The organism is Halohasta sp. A2 (genome assembly GCF_056175805.1).
In genome coordinates, this window is record NZ_JAQFWV010000056.1 from 1 (window position 1) to 22,125 (window position 22,125).

A 22,125-nucleotide genomic window follows, 5' to 3' on the forward strand; every position below is an offset into this window, starting at 1 on the left:
TTACACTGTCGTATTGTTGACCGCTTCGACTTCATATCGACAGAAGGCGTCCAATTGCATACAACTTTCACGGAAACTGGACGGAGAAAGCACCGAGAGTGCGATTAATTAGCGGCGCAACGAGGCATCGTGGCTCCAGTTGAAATGGTAGGCCACGAACGCGATCTCTTCGTACAGTTCGTTCGGATCGTACAGCCTCAGCGAGCCGAGTTTCCCGACGCATCAGCCTCCTCGTCGACCGCCTCTATGGGGGCTACCTCAGCGGATTCGAAACCGCCATCACCAGAGATGCCACCGCTTGCGACACCAGCGTTGGCGGCGGTCGTTCCGGCTTCGGACATCGACTCACCAGGAGCGTTGATCTGCTCGTAAAGCCCCTGGAGATACTCCAGATCGGTAACGAACAGCGACTCGATCACGCTGGGGTCGACTGTCTCGAGGTCGCCGAGTTCGGTCACCACACGCGAGAGCAAGACGACCGTTAGATACGATGAGTTCGACTGAACGCGTGGGTCTTTCAGTGGCTTGATCTCGTCGGCTGCGGTCGCCAAGCGCATGCGACCCTCCTTGTGAAGGGTTCCCTCATCGTCGACGTAGCCGCGCGTCAGGGTGAACTCGTGTTCGGTCTGCAGCGTAGCCTCGGTCATCGGTCACCTCCGCGACCGCAGCTAACGACTTCCACTCGGCTATACGCTCGACCGAAGCCAAACCGCACCAACGATCTACTCACAGACCGGCACGGCGTTCGAACTTCAACAGCCGACAGTCACTGAGGAGACGGAATGGCCTGAAGCCGAGGGCGATATCGAATACACGTCCGAGTCAACAGCGATCTCGAACCGGGCACAGAGTCAGGATTGAGCAGCTATGCAAACACATGAAACTCTCGGTCGAACTCGGGTCGACTCGGAGCCGAGCTTAGTAATCGTTATACGGCGGCTGTTCGTTGGCTGACTTATGCAACGACGCGCTGTGGCGGTGTATGTCGCGTTCTTTTTAATAATCGCGACGGCATCATACACGCTTCTCGCGACGGCCGAAGAGCCCGAGATAACACTCGAAGACGCCGACTTCGAGCTTTCGGCGGACGAGACGTTCACTGTCGGCGGTCAAGAGTACACGGTGACAGGTATCGAAAGCGAAGACGGGACGACTACCGGAACCCTCGAATGGACCGAAACGGACGTCGAAATGACCGAAACGTGGGCCGATGGCGATACAGTCGAAGTTGACGGCACTGAGTGGAACGTCGTCCTCGGCAGCGACGCTGAAAACGAGAGCACGCTGACGTTCGAAGAGCCGATCGACCGGCAGGCGATTCTCGAAGACGACCCGGACGCGGACAACGAAACCATCGAACGAGATGACGGAGAGTACGTCGTCGTCGACACGGGCGACGGCGAAGAGCTCGTACCGGTCGACGAATACTTCCCCGAACCCGAAACGCGCGCGGTCGCCACTGGCGAAACACTGACCTACGACAATCGAACCGTCACCCTCGATGAAGTGACCGCTGATGAAGCCACTATTTCGTGGACCGAAGACGAGACGAACACAGAGGATCTCGAACACGAAGGGACCATCGAACTCGCAGACGATACCGAGTATCTCGTGTTCTTCCCTGACGACAGCACGGTGATGCTGACCGAGGACACCTCGAGCTATGATGCGCAAGTCGAAGACCAACAAACGTTCTCCGAACGGCTCACTGGGTTGAAATATGTCATCTTCACCGCTGTCGCGTTCGCCGTCTCAGTGACCGCTCTGGCGTTCATCCCTACGCGGTACTGAAGCGGTTCGAGACGTGACCGCGTCGACGGTTACGACTCTCGGTTGTGGTCAAGAGTCATCCGCCAGTTAGTACCGACTGGCTCGTGGGTGAGGCTGTACCCCTTTTTTGTTTGTTCGATCTCCGAAATCCCGAACAGCTGAATCGGAATCTCCTGTCTGGTCATCACCGGGAACTCGTAGTTCTCCGCCTCGTACTCGAAACGGTCGCCCGCTGCACGTCGATCCGCGACGAACGCTTCGTGTGCCCCGAGCCGTTCTGCGACGAAATTCTCAGTCACCGATGCAATATTGTCGAGGCGCTCGTCGAAGGTGGCCTTGAACCCTGAATCGAGTTCGTTACCGATCGAGTTGCGCCCGGCGATCATCGCGGCGAGCGTTGTCGTCCCCGTACCCCAAAACGGGTCGAAGACGGTATCGCCGTACAGCGAGTACATATTGATGAGTCGGTACGGGATTGGTATCGGGTAGGCAGCCGATCTATCGCGGTGGTGTTCGCCAGCAAGCGCCTGATTTCGGCCAGTGATCTCAGTCCACAGATCGCTAAACCACTGGTTTCGTTCTTCCCAAAAGTACGCTGCAGCATACCGGCGGTCGGCCTTCGGCTCGAAGCTTCGGGAGTCAGTACCGTTCCTGAAAATGAGAATGTGCTCGTGTTCGAGGGTGGCGTAGGCGTTCGGCGGCACCATCCCCGAGCCCATGAACTTGGCCGCGCTGTTGGTCGGTTTGCGCCAGAGAATCGACGGCAGTGGTTCGAATCCCAACGCGTCGAACGACGAGACGACCCGGCTGTGGTTTTGATACCGGCGAAACGAGCCGTCGAGACGCCGTGTCGCATCGCCGATGTTGATACACGCGATACCGCCGTCGACGAGAACCTCGCCGAGCGTTTCCCAGACGCTATCGAGTACGGTGTGCATGGCTTCGAACGCCGCACGGCCGCGTCCCGCAGCGAGATGGGTTTCGATCGATGGATCAAGCGAGACAAACAACTCGTCCCACATTTCGATCATGGGATACGGCGGAGACGTGACCACGAGGTCGACCGAGTTCGCATCGAGGCCATCGAGCGATCGGGAGTCACCGATATGGACGCGGTGGTCCGTTTCCATTGTGTACATACAGACAACTAATCAATAAAGTCCTTGGCACCAACCCTCACAATCAGCCAATTAGTGACTGGCTACCGAACCGGTAGGAACAGCCTACTGCGTCCTAGTCGAATCCACTGGTAGCCCCCTCGTCGAGCATCCGCTCGGCTTCGGCGACCGAATCCGCTATCTCGCCGCTGTAGCCGACATCACGCGACCGACGCTCGAACGCCGAGACGACGACTTGGCTCGTGTCCTCGTCGACGACACGGATCGTTCGGTTGAGTCCCATCTCCTTGAGTTTCTCCTGGGCGACTTGGATCGGCTTTGCATCTTCGGGGGATGGCGGCCGAAAGCCTCCCAGATCGTTGATGATGTCGAACTCCGACCCGAGTTTTTTTTCCTTCCGAGATCGTTTTGTCTGCGGCCTCCGCCATCTCCTCACCGTCGACGCGACCCGTAATATCGATGTAGAGCCTGTGTTGCGACCGGTCTGCCCGAATGTTGTACATGCTTTTGATAATCGGTCTCGACGAGGCTTTATATTTCTGTTACTATTATTATTTTTGATATTTATGAGCCAATGGTCGACTACAGATATTACAGTTTACAGAAATCACTGCCAGGAAATCTATGCTCCAACAGGGCATTGTATCCCCGAAACAACGATGTGGACGAACGGGCACGATGGGATTCGAACCCACGACCGTCGGATTAGAAGTCCGACGCTCTGTCCAAACTGAGCTACGTGCCCTCATCGATAGGTCGACCAATCGCGTACAAAGCCGTTTGGGTTCGGAGCCGACGACAAGAGACGAACAGCACACCTAAGTCCGTCACCCGACTAGCGCCGACAGCAATGAGAGTATTCGGAACTGTCGGACTTCCCGGAAGCGGGAAGGGCGAGCTGGCGGCGATCGCCCGCGATGAAGGGATTCCGGTCGTCACAATGGGCGATGTGATCCGCCAGGCCTGCCGTGACCGCGGCCGCGATCCATCGACTGACCACGGCGAGGTCGCCAAAGCCCTTCGCAAGGAAGGTGGCCCCGCAGCGATCGCCGAACGGTCGCTGCCGCTGGTTGAGGCGGCCATCTCGGAGGCCGACATCGATACCGTGCTCGTCGACGGCCTCCGGTCGATGGTCGAAGTCGAAGCGTTTCGGGCGGCCTTCGGCGACAACTTTCGAATCGTGAGCGTCGAAGCTCCGTTCGATCTCCGTGCCGAGCGGCTCGACGAGCGCGGGCGGGACGCCTCCGACAGCGATCTCGAACAGCTTCGAGCCCGTGACGAACGCGAGCTCGGCTTCGGTATGGGCGAGGTTATCGAGGCCGCCGATCACCGAATCGACAACACCGACTCGCTGGCTGCACTCCACGAGAAAGCGACAGCGTTGCTCACCGAGTCGACGGTCGAATCAGCCCCTGATACGGACCCTACCGTATGATCTACAGTATCGACGTCCGAATCGAGGTACCGGTACGACAAACCGAGGTAACCGACCGAGTGACCGACGCCGTCAGTAACGTGTTTCCGAACGCGGCGTTCAGCCACGAACCCGGCAAACTCGTCGCCGAAACACACACGCTCGACCCGTTTTCCGACGTGCTTCACGAACAAGAGATCCTCGATACAGCCCGTCGTGAGTTCTTCAAACACGCCGATGAGAACGGATTTTCGTTCGCACTCAAGAAACAGGCGGCGTTTCAAGGCGTAGTGAACTTCGCGGTGGGTAACCCCGACGAGCTCGGCGATATCGAGGTCGACGTCCAGGTTCGAGAGCCGGATGTCGAATCAATCATCGACACCGTCGCCCCACCCACTGAAAACGGCACCCCTATCGACCCGAACGCACGGTGAACCCGGACCAAGAGTCAAGCGCGCGTAGACGGAATAACCACCCATTGTCGACCGAGAACCTCAGAACTGTAGACATGGATCGAAATCGGATAAAATAATATCAAAATTCAATAATATTTGTTTAACTAGCTTAGAATCATTTGTAAAAAGTCTAAGCGTTTTTAAGGCCTTTGTAAACTATTATAAAATTGCTCGTTTTCTCGATAAAGAGTGTAAATCTACGACAATGCTCGTCGTATTATATCGGTATCAGGGTTGTTGTTGCAATCAGACGGTGACCACCTGATGAAGAACTTCACACCAAACCCCACACAGAACGCGAACGTCGGGACCGACTCGGCAGTCACTATCGCCAAGCACGGAACACAGCTGGTCGGAGCCACCATCAGAGGGGTGAGCTTCTGGGCAGCCATCCTGCTCCCGTTAGTGTACGTGCCACTACTGTCCGGTGGAGTTGGATCAGAGACTGGCCACATCGTCATCGGACTGCTCGCACTGAACCTGATCGCACTGTTCGTCGGACACAGCCATACCCACACTGACCAATGAGTGTTACACCACAATCCGTTGGCCGAGAGACGTTGACCGAGTCGAAACCGAAGGACAAGCGGCTTGCCGACTACCTTCGCGCACGCGTCGACGACGGCGAGATGTACTTCAAAAGCAAGTTCATCGCCGACGACGTTGGCCTCTCATCGAAAGAAATCGGCGCGCTGATCGTCAAGCTCCAAGAGTCGGTCGACGATCTATCGATCGAGCGCTGGTCGTACACGGGTGCGACCACGTGGCGTGTCGAGCAGACCAACTGAGACGAACTCACCGTCTACCCACCACCACTCCTTCGAACCCAGACTCAGAGTGCCAACAGCGTGACGACCGTGATCGAGATGAAGACGACCTTGAGAACCGTATTGACGACGATCACTTTCGTCCCGAACTCCGCACCCCAGATGCCGTACTGAAACGGAATCGACCGTTTGAACGTCGACACTGCAAACGAGATGATGCCACCGAGCAGGAGCGTTGCCACCGCCTGCCGAGGGGGGAACACCTCACCGAGCAGCGGGGCGATCGTCGCGGCACCCGCGGTCGTATCGAACGTGTAGACGGCGATGACCGGGATCGCCGCTGATGGAAGGCCGAAGATTGTCGCCAAGGGATCGGCCGAGCCGGTGATCGCGTCCAGATCGTATTGGGTGATCAGTAGTGTCACAATCGTGTAAACGACAGCGAGCCGCGGGACAAGTCGACGAAGCGTCGGACGAGTACGCTCCCACGCCGCGACGAGCCGTTGGCTAAGCGTTCGGTCTTCGGCGTCGAGTTCGTCGGGGTTAAGCTGGGCCGAGATATCGACGTTCTCCTCCGAGAGCAACATCGCTCCCGCGAGGATACCGACAATCGTGATTGCGAGCGCGATCAACGCGCGCGAACTGACGTACAGCACGCCGACATAGAGCCCCAAAATCGGGATCAAGACCGGGATGTAGTAGGTAAAGACGTGCTGGGCGAAGCCGAAAAAAGTGTTCATCACGACCGCGATCAGCGTCGCCCGATCGTCCAGAAACCCTGACTCGCGGAGGTCCGCCAGCATTGCGTAGCCCGCTGTCGTCGACACAGTCGTCGTCAAAATCGCCGTGCCGACCTCGTCGGGGAGGTTCGCTGGTCCGGTCAGAAACCGTGAGAGCCCGGCGATCTTCTGGACGAGTCCGAACGCGACAGCCACGTTTGCGATGTAGACTGCAACCGAAATCAGAACCGCGATCCGTGCAACCCGCGGCACCACGTCGACGAGCGCCTCGCCGACCGACTGAAGAAGATACACGGTCTGCATGTCTCGCAGTCGGCACGCGGATATGAAAGAGCCGTCGGTCCGCCGACAGACCCTTTACTCACGGATTGGCAGTCGACACATGCCCGAACTGACCGTCGAAACCGATACAAAAACCAGCGTCGTCGACATCACCGATCGTGTGGCCAACGTGATCCCAGCCGAGGCCGACGGCGTCTGTACCGTCTTTGTCACACACACACACGAGCGCTGGCGTCGTCGTCAACGAGAACGAACGCCGACTGCTCGGGGATCTGGCCGACGCCCTTGAACAGTTGGTGCCAGACACTGGGTGGGCCCACGACTCGCTCGACAACAACGCCGACAGCCACGTGCGGGCGATGCTCGTCGGCGAGTCGGTGACAGTGCCGGTCGAAGACGGCAGTCTCGGACTGGGCCGATGGCAGTCAATCCTAATCGTCGAGTGTGACGGCCCGCGAACCCGAACTGTCGACGTCCGTCTGCACTGAAGAACTCCGCTGGCGGCTATACCCACTGCAGAACACACTATTCGGCTGAGTAAGCAGTTCCTACTACACCAGTAAATGAAACCTACTTGGGCGATGGTTTTTATTTACCGGCAAATACTGTATCAATAATGACTGTTCTGCTGACGAACGATGATGGAATCAACAGTCCGGGCCTCGAAGCACTCTACGACGGACTGTCGAAAGTGACCGACGTGGTGGTCGTCGCCCCGAAAACGGACCACAGCGGTGTGGGGCGAACCCGCTCGGATATGGACGCCGACCGAGACAACGCCGTCACCGCCACAGATCACAGGTGGGGATACGTCGTCGACGGCACGCCAGCCGACTGCGTGGCCTTTGGCCTCCGGGGGCCCCGGAGTCGGGGGATTTCGACCTCGTCGTCTCGGGCTGTAACTACGGCCCCAACGTCGGCGGCTATCTGATGGGCCACTCAGGGACGGTCGGTGCAGTCGTCGAGGGAGCGTTTCTCGGCGTCCCGGGAATTGCGGTGTCGGGCTACGATCCCGCCGCCTACTACCCAAGCGACGACGGATTCGGTCCGGCTAGCTCGGAAATCGCAACTCTCGTTGAGGCAGTCGAAGAGGGCAATGTGTTCGACGGCCGCGTCGACCTACTCAATGTCAACATTCCCTCGGTGAGCCCCACAGGGATGCGCCTCACCACACCTGTTGCGGACTACGAGACGACCGTCCGGACCGACGGCGACACCGAAGTGTTCGATAGCAGCTACTGGGCAGCCCGGCCGGTCGACGGCGAAGGATGGGAGCCGGTGTTGGCCGAGTATGATGGCGTGTATCCCGAGGGGAGCGACCGCCGGGCAGTGGTCGACGGCGAGATCAGTATCACGCCGTTCGAGGCCCCACAAACCGCTGTCAACCCACCGGCGTCGCTCGTCGGGTTCGTCGAGACGTACATAAGCCGGGATATACCACAGTCTCGGTAGTAGGTGGAGATACTACTAATTAGGAAGGAGGTACTACCGTTACAGCGAGCCGCCTGGACCGCCGAGGCCGCCGAGACCACCGCCGCCACCTTCACCCTGCTGCATCCGTTTCATCATCCGCTGCATGTCGCCGTCGCCCATTCCCTGGAACTGTTTGATCGTCTGGTGCATCATCTTGTGCTGTTCGAGCAGTTCTTGGACGGTCTCTTGGTCAGTGCCGGACCCACGGGCAATACGGTCGACCTGATTCGCACTGATCGACCGGGGGTCTTCGAGTTCGGTGTCGGTCATCGAGTCCATAATGATCTCGAAGCGGCGCATACGGTTTTTGGTGACGTCCATTGCGTCGTCGGGAAGCTGGTCCATCAGCCCGCCGCCCATCCCCGGGATCATATCCATGATCTGGTCGAGCGGACCCATCTTGTTCATCGCCGCCATCTGCTTTTGCATATCCTTGAGCGTGAAGCTGCCCTCCAGCATCTGTTCGGGGTCCCAGTCGTCGTCTTCGGCCTGGGTTTCTTCCATCGCCCGCTCGACACGTTCGGCGAGCTGCTTGAGGTCGCCCATCCCGAGCAACCGAGAAATGAAGCTGTTGGGCTCGAACCGCTCGATGTCTTGGACGGTTTCGCCGGTTCCGAGAAAGGCGATCGACGAGCCGGTTTCGTTGACCGCAGTGAGCGCACCGCCACCTTTTGCCGTCCCGTCGAGTTTCGTGATAACGACGCCCTCGACACCGATCGTCTCTTCGAAGCGTTTGGCCTGGTCTTTGGCTCCGTGACCGATCGCGGCGTCCAGTACCAACAGGCTTCGGTCGGGGGCGGCCGTCGACTCGATCTCTTCGATCTCGTCGATTAGGTCGTCTTCGAGCGCGTGTCGACCCGCCGTATCGACGATGTGGACCTCGGCGTCGCTCGTCGCCTCCATGCCGTCGCGGGCGATTTTGACGGGGTCGGATTCGTCGGGATCACCGTAGAACTCGACTTCAGCACGCTCGCACATCTGTTTGGCCTGATCGTACGCACCGGGCCGGAAGGTGTCAGTCTGAATAACCGCCGGACGGAGCCCCTTTTTCGAGAACCACCACGCCATTTTGGCGGCCGTGGTTGTCTTCCCCGAGCCCTGAAGCCCGGCGAGCATGATCGTCTGGGATTCGAGCGGGAGGTCGGTAGACTCACCGACGAGTTCAACCAGCTCCTCGTAAACGATTTTGAGAACGTGATCTCGTGCGGTCGTCCCGCCCGGCGGCTCTTCTTCAAGCGCACGTGTTTTGATGCTGTCCGACAGGCTCATCACGAGCTGGACGTCGACGTCAGCCTGCAACAGCGAGCGCTGGATCTGCTTGACGACCGCCTGGACGTCCTCAGCGTCAAGACGGGACTTCCCACGGAGATCGTTGAGCGTTCCCCGAAGGGAACTGCCCAAATCATCGAGTACCATTTGCTACCGCTAGGGACCGCAGCCTGTAAAGCGTTGTTCGTCCGGCTGTCGGAACGCGCGGTCAGTCCTTACCGAGCAGCTGGTCGACGAGGTCCTCAGGCACGAACGGCTCGATGTCGTCGTACCCCTGTCCTGTTCCGAGGAACAAAATCGGCTTGCCGGTGACGTACGAGATCGAGATCGCCGCTCCACCCGAGGAGTCGGCGTCGGCTTTCGTTAGCACGCTGCCGTCGATTTCGGCGGCCTTATCGAACTCTTGGGCGCGCATCACGGCGTCCTGACCGGCGACGGCCTCGTCGACGAAGAGCGTCAAGTCCGGATCGACGACGCGGTGGATCTTCGAAAGCTGTGACATCAGATCGTTGCTGGTGTGGAGTCGACCCGCGGTATCGCCCAACACAACGTCGATGTCGTGTGCAGTGGCGTACTCGACTGCATCGTAGATGACGGCGGCGGGATCGCCACCCTGTTCGTGAGCGATGATCTTCCGGTCGACGTTCTCGGCGTGTTTTTGTAACTGCTCGTTCGCTCCGGCACGGTAGGTGTCACCGTTGGCCAACACGGAGGAGTAGCCCCGGTCGCCGAGGTATTCGGAGAGCTTAGCGATTGAGGTCGTCTTGCCGACGCCGTTGACGCCGGTAAAGACGATGACGACCGGTTTGTCGGCCGTGGCGATCCGCTCGTCGAAGTCGAACTGGCCGACGCTGATGACGTCGACGAGCGCGTCGTGGAGTGCGAGTTCGACGAGTTCACCCGTCGTGTCCACTTGCTTTCGGGTCTCACCGATCATTGTTTCGCGAACCGTATCGAGGATCTCCTCGGCGACACTCATCTCGACGTCGCTTTCGAGCAGCGCCATTTCGAGCTCCCAGAGCGGGTCTTCGAGGTCTTCTTCCTCGATGATGATCTTCCCCGTCGCGAACGCTGCCACTCGCTTGAGTCGACCAGGGCCCGAGGACTCGTCGGCCGTTTCGGCTGTCTCGGATGAATCCTCGTCGGCGTCGACGGTTTGTTCGGCTTCCGCCTCGACCGTATCGGCCGTATCGGCCGTTTCTGCTTCCGTAGTTTCCGTTTCAGTGGTTTCGACCGCCTCGGCAGCGGCGCTCTCTGTGGGCGATTCCTGTTCCGGTGTCGACTGCGCGTTGGTCTCGGCTTCTGCTTCTGCCTCGGCCTTCTCCTCGGCGGTTTCCTCGACGTCGGACCGGAACTTGCTCAGTTTGTCTTTTAATCCATCGAACACGGCTGGAAAGTAGGTGGGTGTGGTCGGGTCGCTATTCGTCGTCGCCCTGCATGGCCTGCATCTGCTGCATCTGCTGTTGCTGGAGGCGCTGTTGGATCGCCTGGGCCTGCTCTTCGAGCGTACTGGACTCGTCTTCGAGCTCGTCGATCTCGGCTTCGAGCTCGTCGACCTGGTCGTCGATCGCGTCCTGTTTGAGTCGAAGCGAGTCGATCGCCGTGTCTTGGTCCTGCTCGGCCGCGTAGCCGCCGCCGAGACTCACGACGACCTCGTCGATGTTCTGTATTTCGGCGCTGAGATAGGCGTCGCCACCGAGTGGCACCTTCACTGTCGAGCCGCTGTCGAGGGTTTCGAGTGCTTCGACTGCCTCGTCGATCTCGGCGCGTTCGCGGTCGAGCTCGGATATCTCTTCGTTGAGTTCGTCGATTTCGGCGTCGAGCGCTTCGAGCTGCTGTTGGAGCTGCTGGAGCTGCTGGCCGCCGCCACCCATCATACTGCAACGACCTCGTCGATCGTCACCTGGGTTCGTTTGAGGCCGTGTTCGCTGCCGAACTGCGAGAGCACGTGCTCGCGGGCAACGGATTCGTTAACGGCTTCGATCTCCTTCGAGAACGATCTCGGGCCTTCGCGGCCGTGGAACTGACCACTAATAGTAAACTGGCTCATACCCACAGGGTCGGGCAGCGACCCGGAAGTATCTTCCTACTCAGTGACGCCGGCCGGCGCTCGCCTTCGGCTGGCGAATCCAGTCGCTCACCACCAGTCGACAGTCAAAACAACAGCGACCCTGATAACACAGGTCAGTCGAGATAGCCGAGGGTGTCCTCGATCCGACCCAGTTCCGGGCCCGTCGTATCCTCGCCGACGAGGTAGCTCTCATCGGTGGCTACGAGTCCCGACCCCAACAGGGGCGTCCCGTAGTTGATCGTCCCGAGATCCGCATACACGTCAAGATGGTCTTCGAGCGCTTCGAGTTCCGACTCGGTCGACTTTGGGTGGCACAGAACCCCCGCATTGTTGGCGACCGCGGCGGTTCCAACCGTGTTGACACCACCGAGTGCCCCACGCAGTACCGGAACGTCGAGCGCCTCTTTAACCGCGGTGACTGCGTCGCGAGAGAGATCCGGGTGGACGTACGCGCCGTAATCGTTGGCGAGAACGACGTTGCCAGCAGCGTTGATTTTGCCGGGGAGTTCGACGACCGGGCCGTCGACTGCTCGCTCAATGCGTTCGGTTTCGCGTTCGGTCACACGGTTCGAGACGAGCACGCCGTTCTCGTTGCCGACCGCGAGCGAGCCGACCGTGCCCGACCCGCCGACGGTCGTTGCCACTGGCTCGACGCCGAGTTCATCGGCCATCGAGTCGATGAGCTCGTCGTCGACGTCGTGACGGACCAACAGACAGTCGGGCGTCGCGCGAGCGAACACACCGATATACGGGGAGCCAGCGACTGAAAGACGGAGCACGCGTTAGGCGACTTCTGCTTCGACGATGGCTTCGTCGTCTTCGAGGAAGCGAGCCGCGCGAACACGGAGCTTCGACGGCGGGTTCTGTCGACCGCGCTCCCAGACTTTCTCGTTGATCGAGCCGTCGAGTCGGACCTCGCTTGGCTCGACGTTGAAATGCTGCGAGAGATGATCGCGGATGATCGTCATCGCTCTGTCGGCTCGCTTCTGGACGGCAACCTTGCGGACACCGTTGAGCGGGACCGTTACCACACGTTCTTCGAAATCACTCGTACTCATTGTTACTCGTCAGTGTTGCTGCGCCGCCAGTTGCGGCGTTTCGGGTTGCGGGAAACTTGCATATCGGTCTTCATCATGACCCACATCGGGACACGGGTGTTCTGGCGTTCGAGTTTGGCCAGTCGCTTCTTTTGCGCCTTCGATTTCTTACCCATAGTAGCATATCCTCCTGTCCGGCCGCTTAAAATCCTGTCCATCCCGTCTGGGAGTGAGGCCCCTCAGAACTTCTCTAACAGTGATTCGTAGAAACTCGCGTCACTTGCCTCGCCAGCCAACTTCTCGACGATCAACTCGGGGGTCGACCGTGCCAGATGATCCTTCACGGGCGAACGGTCGACCTGCAGCTCGCCATTGACGAGCCCGACCGCCTGAATCCCGTCGACGGCCACCGAAACCCCGGCTGCCTCACGAATCTCGTCGGCAAGGTGGGAGACGAACACCGCGGTTGCACCCTGGCTGTCGAGCGCTTCGAGAATACCGGCAATGATCTTCGCGCTCGCGCCGGGTTCGGTGATCGACTCCAACTCGTCGACGAGGACCAGCCGCCCCTCGGCACCCGAGATCAGTTCGCCGAACTCCCGGAGCGTGCTCTCGAAGGCCCCTGCGTCGAGCGTGCCCTGGGATTTGGCGTAGTAGTGAAGTTCGGTGAACCGCTGGAGTCGGACCGACTCGGCGGGCACCGGCAGACCCATGTGAGCCAGAACCACGATCAGGCCCACGAGATCCAACAGCGAGGTTTTGCCGCCGGAGTTAACACCAGAAAGAAGGGTGACACCCTCGACCTCGTAGTCGACCGGATCGACCGCGTCGAACTCGACATCGAGCAGGGGCGACCGACCAGCCGTGATCTCGAAGCCCGTCTCCGGGCCACAGAACTCCGGCAAGACGCAGTCGAAGTCCCGAGCAAAGCGAGCGATAGCGAGCTCGACATCGAGTTCGAGGGCGGTACGAACCAGTTGGTCGACTGGCGCTCTGAGTGCGGCGAGGTCGGCTGCCAACTCGCTTTTCAACGCCGCAGCTCGGCGATTACGGGCAGCAGTGAGTTCGGTTTTGAGCCGCGAAACGGCGTCTTCGCGCCGCGAAAGCGGAAACGTGGGATCGCCGCCGAAGATCCGGTCGGCGAGTTCGCTTTCGGCAGGATTCAACGAGAGACTCTCTCGGAGGTGAGTTTGGGCCTTTAAAAGGGCCGCGTCAAAGTCCTCGTCGAGTTCGCGAGCAAGCAGCGAGTCGACGCGCGCGCCCTGTTCGACCAGCGAGAGGAAGTCTTGGCCCTCAATGGTCACGTTTCGCTCCTTGATCGCCTCGCGCAGATGGTCGTTGGCGACCGACTCGGCGGTGCCGACCGCCGCGTCCAGATCGTCGACCGCGACTTCCAGCCTCCTGAGTTCCTCGTCGCCGACGATCGTGCCATCGTCATCGACACGTTCGAGTCTATTTATAAGCGCGTCCAGATCGCAGGGCGCTTGGAGTCCGGCCAGCCGGTGGACGTCGGCGGCGGCCAAAATTGGCTCGCGGTTGGTCGCAAACACCGACAGCAAGCGCTCGGGGACGACCGTCTCGGGCTGTTCGAGCGCGTCGGGCAGAATCCGCACGTCGCCCTCGATGTCGATTCCGGCGAACGATTCGTCGAGGACGAAGACGGTCGCGTACGAGCGGGCCAGTTCATCGATATCCCGCGCATCGTCGACGATTTCGGCCGAGAGTTCTGGCACTGCACGTTTGGCTTTGGCGTACTGCTCGGCGTCAGCGGTCGCCAGACACCGCTCGCGGACCCGAAGCCCCGAGGGCTCGGCCAGTGGCTCGACACCAGCGAGCGCGTCGAGAACGGCCGGGTCGGGCTCGCGATCGAGCGCCCGGTCGACCAGTCGGCGGACCTCGTCGATTCGAGACTGACGAGCGCTCGGGTACAGCGTTTCGAGCCGCTTGGTGGCGTACTGGGTGACTGCCCGATCCTGCAACAGCGAGAGCGCGTCGTCGTACAGCGATCTCGCGCGGTCGGTCGCCAGAAACCCACCGGGGTCGTCGTGTCGACGCTGGATCGCCCCACGGGCGATGGCGGCGGCCCGGCCCTCGGTGATACCGGGCGCGCGCATAATCGTCAGCACGTCGCCGGATTCGAGCGCCGCCTCGGCGTCCGGAAGCTCGGCGAGTGCCGCGGCCGTCTTCCCGCCGACACCGGGGATCGATTCGAACTGCATTCGACTCCGGCTCTCTCCGGCAGTGACTAAAGGATGCGGGTCCGGTCAACGCAGGCTCTAAACGAGTCGACGGCGAACAACGGTCTTTTGGCCGGGCACACCAATTCGAGGCCATGACTCCTGCAGAGAAGGCCGCGGCGCTCCGGGCCGACCTGGCCGACTGCGACGGTGTGCTCGTCGCGTTTTCGGGCGGCGTCGACTCGGCGGTCGTTTCGACGCTCGCCTTCGAGGCACTCGGCGACCGAGCAGTCGCCTGCACGGCGAGAAGCGAGACACTGCCAGCGGCCGAACTCGATGATGCGGTCAGTGTCGCCGACGAAATCGGCATCCGCCACGAACTCGTCGAGTTCTCCGAGCTCGACAACCCCGACTTCGTCGAAAACGGCGGTGATCGGTGTTATCACTGCCGAACAATGCGACTCGGTAAGATGTACGATGCCGCGCGTCGACTCGGTATCGAGACGGTCTGCGACGGGACGAACGCCTCGGACCCCAGCGAGGGCCACCGCCCAGGGCTGCGTGCGGTCGAGGAGCTCTCGGTTCGCTCGCCGCTGTTGGATCACGGGATCACGAAAGCCGAAGTGCGCGAGATCGCTGACGACCGTGGGCTGTCGGTCGCCGACAAGCCCTCGATGGCGTGTCTCTCGTCGCGAATTCCCACCGGGCTCGAAGTCACCGAACGGAAACTCACCCGGGTCGAAAAGGCCGAAACGCTGTTGCGAACGTGGGGGTTCGAGCAGTTCCGCGTGCGGGATCACGACGGACTCGCCCGAATCGAGGTCGCTCCAGACGAACTCGATGCGGCGCTCGATCCGGAGTTCGTGCGTGCGGCCCGCGAGCACCTCTCGGCGCTCGGTTTCGACCACGTCACGCTCGATTTACACGGCTACCGGACCGGCAGTGTGAGTCCCGAAGACGGAACCGACGACGAACCCACGGCCGTTTTTTCTCAGCAGTATCCAACTCGGTAGCTCTCGACCACGCAGGCGGGTCGTAATGTTTGCCTTCCTTGCACACCAATCGACCGTATGCCGGGTTCAGTCGAAGTGAAAATCTACTCTCGAGAAGACTGTCATCTCTGTGCGAAAGCGAAAACGACGATCCAACGCGTCGCCGATAGCGTCGACGTGTCTGTAAGAATTATCGAAGTCGACGTCGACCGAGACGAGCAGCTACGTGCCGAATACGGCGAGCGCGTGCCCTACGTCTTCGTCGATGGCTGGCCCGCATTTAAATACGAAGTCGGTCCGGAGACGCTCAAACGACAACTCCAGAACGCCTGATCCGACAGACAACCACCACGACGGCGTTCCGTACTTACGTCAACAGTCGAGATGGTCCGAGTAAATCGGCTATTACGTGACTGATCACCGACTGTGAGAGATACGCGAGCGCTCACCGAGTGGCCGAAGGGGCTTAACCAACGGTGAAAGCAGGCGGTAACAAAGCTACTGGTTGGCCGACTTCGAGTGACAGAGAAATGGGCGGCACACAACAACAATCGACGTCGGCGTACCACGTCCAGCCCTACCGATCGAGTGACCGAGACGGGTTTCTCTCGCTGTACGAAACCGTCTGGGGCCGTCGGAAAACCGCCGACTGGTTCGAGTGGCGCTTCGAGACCAACCCCTACCGTGAGGGCGTCCAGATGGTCGTCGTCGAAACCGATGGTCGACTCGTCGGGGCCGAGCCATTGCTTCCGTTCCGACTCCAGATCGGCGAACGGCGACAGGTTGCGTTCCAGCCGGTCGACTGGATCGTCCACCCCGACCACCGACGCCGTGGGCTGTTCTCGCGAATGACCGAAACCGTCCTCGACCGGTTCCTTCCGGACGCCGGATTGCTGTTCAACTTTCCGAACGAACTGCTCAGACCGGGACTCGAACGCTTCGAGTGGGAGACGGTCGGTCCCATTGTCTGTCGGTACCGGGTTCAAAACACCCGCGCGTTCGTCGACGGTAAGAAATCGCCCGAGCTTCCGGCGGTCGCACGGCTGGCCGCAACGGTCGGGACGCCGGTCGTCCAAGCCGGGTTCGACGTTCTCGACCGGCTCAACAGCCCGTCAGATGACGTACGTGTCGAGCGAACGAGCGGTGTGCCGGTCGATGTCGTCCACGAACTCTACGCCGAATCACCACCGAACGAGGTTCACGTCGTCCGTGACCGGCCCTTCCTGCGGTGGCGGTTTTCGAACCCAAACTGGGAGACGACAACCTACGTCGCCTACCGCGACGGCGAACCGGTTGCCAGCATTATCGCGGCGACTGAGGCGATGGCGCAGTACCGACTTACCTATCTGCTCGATATCCAGCCCATGAGCAGAGAGACATCGCGACCGGAGGCCGTCGACGCGCTGGTGAGCGCGCTGCTCGCGGATACAGGCGAGTCGGATCTCCTACGCGCACCGACAGGCCGATACAGACAGCTATTCCGCCGACACGGCTTTTATCGCGAGGATACGCTCCCGCTTTCGGTAGCCGCAACCCGGACGACCCACGCGATCCGCACCCACCACCTACCGACCGACGGGCCGCGCCGAGAGCCCCCCACCGAGAGCGCAGGCGGATCACACGCGCTCTCGGGGCGCGAGCTCACCGATCCCGACTGTTGGCAGCTCACGATCGCGGATCTCGACATCGAATAACACGTCGACCGAGGAACGACCGGAAAGCCGATTCGAGGGTCGACAGAGCCTCAGTTACCGGTCCAGCGAAGTGCCGCGAGCGTGCCCTCAAACAGAGTTACCATCGTCAGCGCGACGATCATTGGTGCCATCCCGGTGGGGTCGGGGCTGAATATAAAGGCGATCCCGACGAACGAGCCCCAGAAGATGAGTCGCTTGGACTCGAGCCACAGCCTCGTAACCAACCCCATCATGATCGCCAACATGATAAACAGCGGAATCTGGAAGATGAGTGCCATCCAGCCCATCATGATCAAAATGAGGTTGAACGTTTCCTGCAGCCCGAAGGCGATCTCCGCGGCGTCGGCCGTATACGAGGTGAAATACGAAAAGATCAGCGGCAATACCAGAAAGTGAGCAAACAGGACACCGGCAACGCCGAGAATCAGACTCATGGGAACGGAAGCGAGATAGTAGCGCCGCTCTTTGGCGTACAGTCCGGGGCGCATGAATCGGTAGGTCTGATAAACGAACACCGGCAGGCTGACGAGCAGGCCAGCCAACCCTGCGACTTTCAGTTTTGTGAGAATGAACTCTAACGGACCGTACAGCCGCGGACGGTTGGCCGCCGCATCCGGAATGTGCGTCGTCCAGAGGAAATTGATGCCATCAGCGGTGAACGGATAGCCGATGACGATGGCAATCCCGGCGACGAGAAAAACCACGCCAAGACGGTGCATCATCTCCTCGATGTGGTCCGCAAGCGGCATCTCCTGGTCGGATTCGGGGCCGTCACCGACGAGCCCCTCGTCGACGGTCGACGAGGCGGGCTGGTCGGCGTCGTCGGTGGGGAGCCCGGATTGGGCCGTCCCACCGTCAGTCGACGTCCCGCTGTCAGTCGACGTTTCAGTGCTGGTCGGCTTCGAATGTTCAGTGCTGGTCGGTTTCGAATCGGTGGCGGCCGAAGACACTTCGGAGTCGTCGCTGTCGACGGGCGTGGAGTCGGCTCCACGCGCTGGTTCGTCGGGGTCCGAAGACGCCGGGTGCTCAGCCATTCAGTTACAGTACACCGCCGGGCCGTTATAGGCCTTTTCTGATTCCGCCCGGAGAGTTGGATCGGTTTCGACCAGCCATCGGGACGATCTCGAAGCGTATGTGAAGAAAAAGTTGATAACGACGTGTCGGCTTCATAAGGGCATGTCTAGCGCGCTCGATGCGGACACCAGGGAGGCACTTGGTGAAACGTCAGCGGCCGCTCGTTCGATGCTTCGAGCAGTGCAGAAGGACCTTCAAAAGATCTTTATTGTGTTTCTGTTCGGGTTTCTCGGCACCTTCTACGCCCTCCAGTACTACGTGTGGGACTTCCTCCAAGCGGTGACCGAATCCCGCATGCGAGAGGATGTCGGCGAGAGCTTCGAGATCATCGCCCAGACACCGTTCGACGTAATCCTCCTCCAGGCGAAAATCGCACTGATTATCGGGGGTATTGTGGCAATCCCCGCGCTCGTTTATTTCGGGCGTGATGCCCTCCGAGAGCGTGGCTGGTGGCCACAGACACCCATCCCGCGGTGGAAACTCGTCGTTCTCGGTCTGTTTTCGGCAGTACTGTTCGTCGCTGGGGCAGCCTACGGGTACAGTATCTTCTTCCCCGTGATGTTCGGCTTTCTGGCCGAGTTCGGCTTCGAAGCCGGGCTGAATCCCAGCTACTCGATCGTCATGTGGACACAGTTCATCGTTCTGTTGACGATCTCGTTCGGACTTGCCGCCCAGATGCCACTCGTGATCACCGGGCTTTCGTACGCCGAAATCGTCCCCTACGAAACGTTCCGAGACAAGTGGCGACACGCGATCGTCTTCTTTTTTGTTTTCGGTGCCGTCTTCTCACCGCCGGATCCGTTCACCCAGATCATGTGGGCGGTGCCACTTGTTTTCCTGTACGCACTAAGTCTCTATCTTTCGAAGATCATCGTCACCACCAAACGGGGCAGCGAACAGATTGATCTCCCGTCGACCGTGCGTCGACATTGGAACCTCTTGTCAGGGCTGTTCGTCGGTGGAGTCGGGCTCTCGTACGGTTTTTATACATACGGCGGCGTCGAAGCTGTCAACGAGCTACTTATCTTCGCAGGCAGTAGTTACCGCTTCCAACCCGCGGGCGATGGTCTCGGAATAGGTGCCGAACTCGCTATCGGTCTGTATGGAGTGCTCACAGGCGTTATACTCGTGCTTGTTGGGGTCGCGTATCTCGTCTACGCCAGCGTCGATCCCGACCAGATCGAGACGGACCTCGGTGAGCCGACCGCGATCGATCTCTCAACGCTGGACGCCGCAGGCATCCGAGCGGCACCGCCCGAAGCGTTCGTCGAACTCAGCGAGGACGAGGCGATGGCGATGGCCAGTCAGGCGCTCGAAGCCGACGACGCCGAGAAAGCACGGGCGATCGTCGACCGCTTCGACGAGACGGAGACCGAACGCGAGGCCGCGCAAGCTGAAGCCGAAGCGGAGGCCGAAGAAGGCGGCGACCTCGGTGACCGTGCCGAACGCGCGGGCGACTCGTTCCTCGAAGAGCTAACCGACGGCGAGCGCGACACCGACGACATCGGCGGCTACTACACCGACATCGTGTTCATTTTCGACAGTCTTCGCTCTCGGTCGTTCCGGCTCGTGGCCACCTTTATGATCGCGATGGTCGCGACGTTCATGGCGTTTTACGTCGGCGGGCTGGGTGTCGTCCGCGAGAACTTCCTCAGTCGCATGCCACCCGAACTGGTCGACGAATCCAGCCTGACGATTATCACACTCCATCCGGTCGAGGCAGTGCTGTTCATCGTCAAGGTCTCGGTGCTAATTGGTGCGATTGCCGTGCTTCCGATGGTTGCCTACTACGCGTGGCCGCCGCTCAAGGAACTCGGGTTCGTCCGTGGAAATCAACGCGTCATCTTCCTGTGGACTGGCTCGCTCGCTGGAGGGCTCATCGGCGGGCTCGTTCTGGGTTACTTTTTCATCGCACCGGGCGTGATCTCGTATCTCGTCGCCGACGCTGCGGCCGAAAACATGCTTATCACCTACCGCGTCAACGACTTCTTCTGGCTCATCATCTTTACAACGGCTGGTATTGGCCTGCTTGCGGACATCCCGATCCTGATGATACTACTCAACAAAGCCGGTATTACCTACAAGGCGATGAAAGGCCGATGGCGCGAGGTGACCGTGGCGTTGCTGAGCGTCGGTGCCCTGCTGACGCCTGCGGACATCACGACCATGCTATTGGTGACGATCCCACTGATGGTCGCCTACGGCGTCGGGCTGGCACTGCTGTTCGTGATTACGATCGGCGGTCGACGGGATCTCGCCCCGCCCGCGGAGATCGTCTCCTAACGGACAGCCACCGAACCGTTGATAGTGTGGCCGTGTGAGGAGACGACATGGCCAGTGCGGAGCCGCTCTCGGAGCCACAGGTACTCGCTCACACCAAGCGGCAGCTCTTTCCGGCCGACGACAGCGGAGATAGCTACGCCGTCGTCGACACGCAGTTCGCGGTCGACGGCGACGGAACACTCACCCCCTACGAGGTGCCGCGGATAGTCGGCAACCGGACCTCTGACGAGGCGACGGCGATCCGGTTTCAGGCGACCGCACAGGGCGTCGCCGACAAATCCTTCGGCCTCAATCATCCAAAGAACTATTTCGCCTACCCACTCGCGGTCTACCACCCCGAGGAGACGAAGACAGTCCTCAGCGAGCGCGTCGTCGGCGCGGTCGACAGTGCCAAAGCGGGAGCCAGTTTCCTTGGACTCATCACCGACGAGCCGAACCGCACTGACACCGCTGGGCGAGGAGGTCGTCCGGTTCGGGCTCGCCCGCTACGGTTCGGTCGACGCCGCCCTCGACGAGTTTAGGACGTGGAAACGATCCCGAAAACGGTTCTGTGAGCTGGCTCCAGAGTGGGGACTGCTGACCCGGCGTGTCGTCTGGGCGTATCCTGCGACACAGCTGCTGGTCGAAGAGCTGCAGACGATGTATGCGGACGGGTTTACCGAGCCAACACTGGTCGACCTCGTCGTCTGGCTGCACGTCCACCACCCCACGTTCACTATCGAGCTCTTCATCCGTGGAACCGAGGACGCTCGGAGCCGGGTGCTCGATGAAGACGGCGAGCTACAGCGGGACGTGCTGCAGGATGGCAGCCTCTACCACTCGCCGACCGTGTTTCAACTAAAGACGATGCTGTATCACGCTGGGATCGTAGCTGAGCGTGGGACCGAACCACACCGACTTGTGCCGTCGACTGAGTCATGGCGCCTTCGGGAACCACTGGCAAACTCACGATGAAACAGGTCTCGTCGAAACCCGGTGTACTGCAGTAGAATACTGAAGCCAAGGGCCGGATTTGAACCGGCGGGGGTTCCGCTCTGCAGGCGGATGCGTTGGGCCGGACTCTGCCACCTTGGCGCAGCCGAACTTACTGCTGAGACGCGCTTAAGCCTAGCGGTCTCGTCTCCGTCGTTCGAAACCGCTGGAACTCCTTGAACAGGAAATAGAGCACACAGTCGATCGAGCCGGATCGATACAACCGAAACATAGGCATAAAAATGCCAGCTGTAGAAAATAACGTGGGCAACAAAAAGACGTGTTTGGTTGGTAAACTATGCGTCGAATGTCGACCGTCGATAAACAGCCGAGAGCAACTCCTTAACAAAAGTCACCACCGCGAGCCAGACCTACAAGAGCAATCGCTCTCGGTAACTGCACATTTCTACACAACTACAAAAAGCCCACAAGCGAGAGCTCCCGCTTGCGGGCTAAATGACTGCGAGTGATCCGAGTGGATCACCCATATATGATGGAGCGATTCCAATGGAATCACTATGAAAAGGGGCGGCGAAC

25 protein-coding genes, 2 tRNA genes and 2 pseudogenes are annotated in these 22,125 nt (G+C 60.1%); 13 read left to right on the forward strand and 16 right to left on the reverse strand.

The features are described from left to right. Nucleotides 1-108: 108 nt before the first annotated feature. Nucleotides 109-201, reverse strand: a complete 93-nt coding sequence (locus tag O2S87_RS13765) for a DUF6760 family protein (protein WP_475409385.1) — start codon at nucleotides 199-201, stop codon at nucleotides 109-111. After that, on the reverse strand, nucleotides 198-647 hold the full coding sequence (locus tag O2S87_RS13770; protein WP_475409362.1) for a hypothetical protein: 450 nt from the start codon (nucleotides 645-647) through the stop codon (nucleotides 198-200). The genes O2S87_RS13765 and O2S87_RS13770 overlap by 4 nt, the downstream gene beginning before the upstream one ends. A 310-nt stretch (nucleotides 648-957) precedes the next feature. Between O2S87_RS13770 and O2S87_RS13775 the strand changes: the two genes are divergently transcribed. Next, nucleotides 958-1,791, forward strand: a complete 834-nt coding sequence (locus O2S87_RS13775) for a hypothetical protein (protein ID WP_475409363.1) — start codon at nucleotides 958-960, stop codon at nucleotides 1,789-1,791. 29 nt (nucleotides 1,792-1,820) lie between these two features. Here the strand turns inward: O2S87_RS13775 and O2S87_RS13780 are convergent, their stop codons facing one another. From O2S87_RS13780 to O2S87_RS13790, 3 genes are all read right to left on the reverse strand, one after another. Next, entirely contained in the window at nucleotides 1,821-2,900 is a 1,080-nt protein-coding gene (locus O2S87_RS13780; RefSeq protein WP_475409364.1) for a DNA-methyltransferase, read from the reverse strand. Between the two features lie 103 nt (nucleotides 2,901-3,003). Continuing rightward, nucleotides 3,004-3,324, reverse strand: coding sequence for a hypothetical protein (locus O2S87_RS13785; protein WP_475409365.1), 321 nt, complete (start codon nucleotides 3,322-3,324; stop codon nucleotides 3,004-3,006). 234 nt (nucleotides 3,325-3,558) lie between these two features. Then, nucleotides 3,559-3,633, reverse strand: a tRNA-Arg gene (locus O2S87_RS13790). A gap of 105 nt (nucleotides 3,634-3,738) precedes the next feature. On the opposite strand from O2S87_RS13790, the gene O2S87_RS13795 reads away from it, so the two are divergent. The 4 genes from O2S87_RS13795 to O2S87_RS13810 all read left to right on the forward strand — a co-directional run bounded on the left by O2S87_RS13795 (nucleotide 3,739) and on the right by O2S87_RS13810 (nucleotide 5,545). Then, nucleotides 3,739-4,323, forward strand: a complete 585-nt coding sequence (locus O2S87_RS13795; RefSeq protein WP_475409366.1) for an AAA family ATPase — start codon at nucleotides 3,739-3,741, stop codon at nucleotides 4,321-4,323. Further along, complete coding sequence (locus tag O2S87_RS13800; protein ID WP_475409367.1) at nucleotides 4,320-4,736, forward strand: RNA-binding domain-containing protein; 417 nt, start codon at nucleotides 4,320-4,322, stop codon at nucleotides 4,734-4,736. Before O2S87_RS13795 ends, O2S87_RS13800 begins: the two co-directional genes overlap by 4 nt. A 285-nt stretch (nucleotides 4,737-5,021) precedes the next feature. Then, on the forward strand, nucleotides 5,022-5,285 hold the full coding sequence (locus tag O2S87_RS13805; protein ID WP_475409368.1) for a DUF8028 family protein: 264 nt from the start codon (nucleotides 5,022-5,024) through the stop codon (nucleotides 5,283-5,285). Further along, nucleotides 5,282-5,545, forward strand: a complete 264-nt coding sequence (locus O2S87_RS13810) for a DUF7123 family protein (RefSeq protein ID WP_475409369.1) — start codon at nucleotides 5,282-5,284, stop codon at nucleotides 5,543-5,545. Before O2S87_RS13805 ends, O2S87_RS13810 begins: the two co-directional genes overlap by 4 nt. 44 nt (nucleotides 5,546-5,589) lie before the next feature. On the opposite strand, the gene O2S87_RS13815 is transcribed toward O2S87_RS13810, so the two are convergent. Then, nucleotides 5,590-6,567, reverse strand: a complete 978-nt coding sequence (locus tag O2S87_RS13815) for a nucleoside recognition protein (protein WP_475409370.1) — start codon at nucleotides 6,565-6,567, stop codon at nucleotides 5,590-5,592. Between the two features lie 79 nt (nucleotides 6,568-6,646). Between O2S87_RS13815 and O2S87_RS13820 the strand changes: the two are divergent. From O2S87_RS13820 to O2S87_RS13830, 3 genes and pseudogenes are all read left to right on the forward strand, one after another. Further along, nucleotides 6,647-7,034: pseudogene (locus O2S87_RS13820) on the forward strand (secondary thiamine-phosphate synthase enzyme YjbQ). A gap of 128 nt (nucleotides 7,035-7,162) precedes the next feature. Next, nucleotides 7,163-7,477 carry a 5'/3'-nucleotidase SurE gene (locus O2S87_RS13825; protein ID WP_475409371.1) on the forward strand — a complete coding sequence of 105 codons (315 nt, stop codon included), beginning with the start codon at nucleotides 7,163-7,165 and terminating at the stop codon, nucleotides 7,475-7,477. After that, nucleotides 7,477-7,998, forward strand: a complete 522-nt coding sequence (locus O2S87_RS13830; RefSeq protein WP_475409372.1) for a 5'/3'-nucleotidase SurE — start codon at nucleotides 7,477-7,479, stop codon at nucleotides 7,996-7,998. The genes O2S87_RS13825 and O2S87_RS13830 overlap by 1 nt, the downstream gene beginning before the upstream one ends. A gap of 39 nt (nucleotides 7,999-8,037) precedes the next feature. Here O2S87_RS13830 and O2S87_RS13835 read toward each other — a convergent pair whose 3' ends face one another. The 8 genes from O2S87_RS13835 to O2S87_RS13870 all read right to left on the reverse strand — a co-directional run bounded on the left by O2S87_RS13835 (nucleotide 8,038) and on the right by O2S87_RS13870 (nucleotide 14,615). Then, nucleotides 8,038-9,435, reverse strand: coding sequence for a signal recognition particle protein Srp54 (locus O2S87_RS13835; protein ID WP_475409373.1), 1,398 nt, complete (start codon nucleotides 9,433-9,435; stop codon nucleotides 8,038-8,040). 61 nt (nucleotides 9,436-9,496) lie between these two features. Beyond that, complete coding sequence (gene ftsY / locus O2S87_RS13840) at nucleotides 9,497-10,675, reverse strand: signal recognition particle-docking protein FtsY (RefSeq protein WP_475409374.1); 1,179 nt, start codon at nucleotides 10,673-10,675, stop codon at nucleotides 9,497-9,499. A gap of 31 nt (nucleotides 10,676-10,706) precedes the next feature. Further along, entirely contained in the window at nucleotides 10,707-11,162 is a 456-nt protein-coding gene (gene pfdA / locus O2S87_RS13845) for a prefoldin subunit alpha (RefSeq protein WP_475409386.1), read from the reverse strand. Next, nucleotides 11,162-11,338, reverse strand: a complete 177-nt coding sequence (gene rpl18a, locus O2S87_RS13850) for a 50S ribosomal protein L18Ae (RefSeq protein WP_475409375.1) — start codon at nucleotides 11,336-11,338, stop codon at nucleotides 11,162-11,164. Before rpl18a ends, pfdA begins: the two co-directional genes overlap by 1 nt. Before the next feature lie 134 nt (nucleotides 11,339-11,472). After that, nucleotides 11,473-12,138, reverse strand: a complete 666-nt coding sequence (locus O2S87_RS13855) for a translation initiation factor IF-6 (protein WP_475409376.1) — start codon at nucleotides 12,136-12,138, stop codon at nucleotides 11,473-11,475. Between the two features lie 3 nt (nucleotides 12,139-12,141). After that, a complete protein-coding gene (locus O2S87_RS13860; RefSeq protein WP_475409377.1) occupies nucleotides 12,142-12,417 on the reverse strand; it encodes a 50S ribosomal protein L31e in 276 nt (91 codons plus the stop codon). Between the two features lie 2 nt (nucleotides 12,418-12,419). Then, nucleotides 12,420-12,572 (reverse strand): 50S ribosomal protein L39e, encoded by a 153-nt coding sequence (locus O2S87_RS13865; protein ID WP_475409378.1) that lies wholly within the window; start codon nucleotides 12,570-12,572, stop codon nucleotides 12,420-12,422. Nucleotides 12,573-12,635: 63 nt separating this feature from the next. Further along, nucleotides 12,636-14,615: a MutS-related protein gene (locus O2S87_RS13870; protein WP_475409379.1), complete on the reverse strand. Its 1,980-nt coding sequence runs from the start codon at nucleotides 14,613-14,615 to the stop codon at nucleotides 12,636-12,638. Between the two features lie 113 nt (nucleotides 14,616-14,728). Here O2S87_RS13870 and larE point away from each other — a divergent pair, with 113 nt between their 5' ends. The 3 genes from larE (at nucleotide 14,729) to O2S87_RS13885 (ending at nucleotide 17,259) form a co-directional block, all read left to right on the forward strand. Then, nucleotides 14,729-15,586 carry an ATP-dependent sacrificial sulfur transferase LarE gene (larE, locus tag O2S87_RS13875; RefSeq protein ID WP_475409380.1) on the forward strand — a complete coding sequence of 286 codons (858 nt, stop codon included), beginning with the start codon at nucleotides 14,729-14,731 and terminating at the stop codon, nucleotides 15,584-15,586. A gap of 57 nt (nucleotides 15,587-15,643) precedes the next feature. Beyond that, nucleotides 15,644-15,898, forward strand: a complete 255-nt coding sequence (locus O2S87_RS13880; RefSeq protein ID WP_475409381.1) for a glutaredoxin family protein — start codon at nucleotides 15,644-15,646, stop codon at nucleotides 15,896-15,898. Between the two features lie 197 nt (nucleotides 15,899-16,095). Then, the gene (locus tag O2S87_RS13885; RefSeq protein WP_475409382.1) at nucleotides 16,096-17,259 is read left to right on the forward strand and encodes a GNAT family N-acetyltransferase; all 1,164 of its coding nucleotides are present in this window, start codon (nucleotides 16,096-16,098) and stop codon (nucleotides 17,257-17,259) included. Nucleotides 17,260-17,309: 50 nt separating this feature from the next. Here O2S87_RS13885 and tatC (O2S87_RS13890) read toward each other — a convergent pair whose 3' ends face one another. Further along, nucleotides 17,310-18,293: a twin-arginine translocase subunit TatC gene (gene tatC / locus O2S87_RS13890; RefSeq protein ID WP_475409383.1), complete on the reverse strand. Its 984-nt coding sequence runs from the start codon at nucleotides 18,291-18,293 to the stop codon at nucleotides 17,310-17,312. 142 nt (nucleotides 18,294-18,435) lie between these two features. Here tatC (O2S87_RS13890) and tatC (O2S87_RS13895) point away from each other — a divergent pair, with 142 nt between their 5' ends. After that, nucleotides 18,436-20,616 (forward strand): twin-arginine translocase subunit TatC, encoded by a 2,181-nt coding sequence (gene tatC / locus O2S87_RS13895; protein ID WP_475409384.1) that lies wholly within the window; start codon nucleotides 18,436-18,438, stop codon nucleotides 20,614-20,616. A 47-nt stretch (nucleotides 20,617-20,663) separates the two neighbouring features. Further along, nucleotides 20,664-21,570, forward strand: a pseudogene (locus tag O2S87_RS13900) (hypothetical protein). 43 nt (nucleotides 21,571-21,613) lie between these two features. Here O2S87_RS13900 and O2S87_RS13905 read toward each other — a convergent pair. Beyond that, nucleotides 21,614-21,690 (reverse strand) — tRNA-Cys (locus O2S87_RS13905). Nucleotides 21,691-22,125 lie beyond the last annotated feature (435 nt).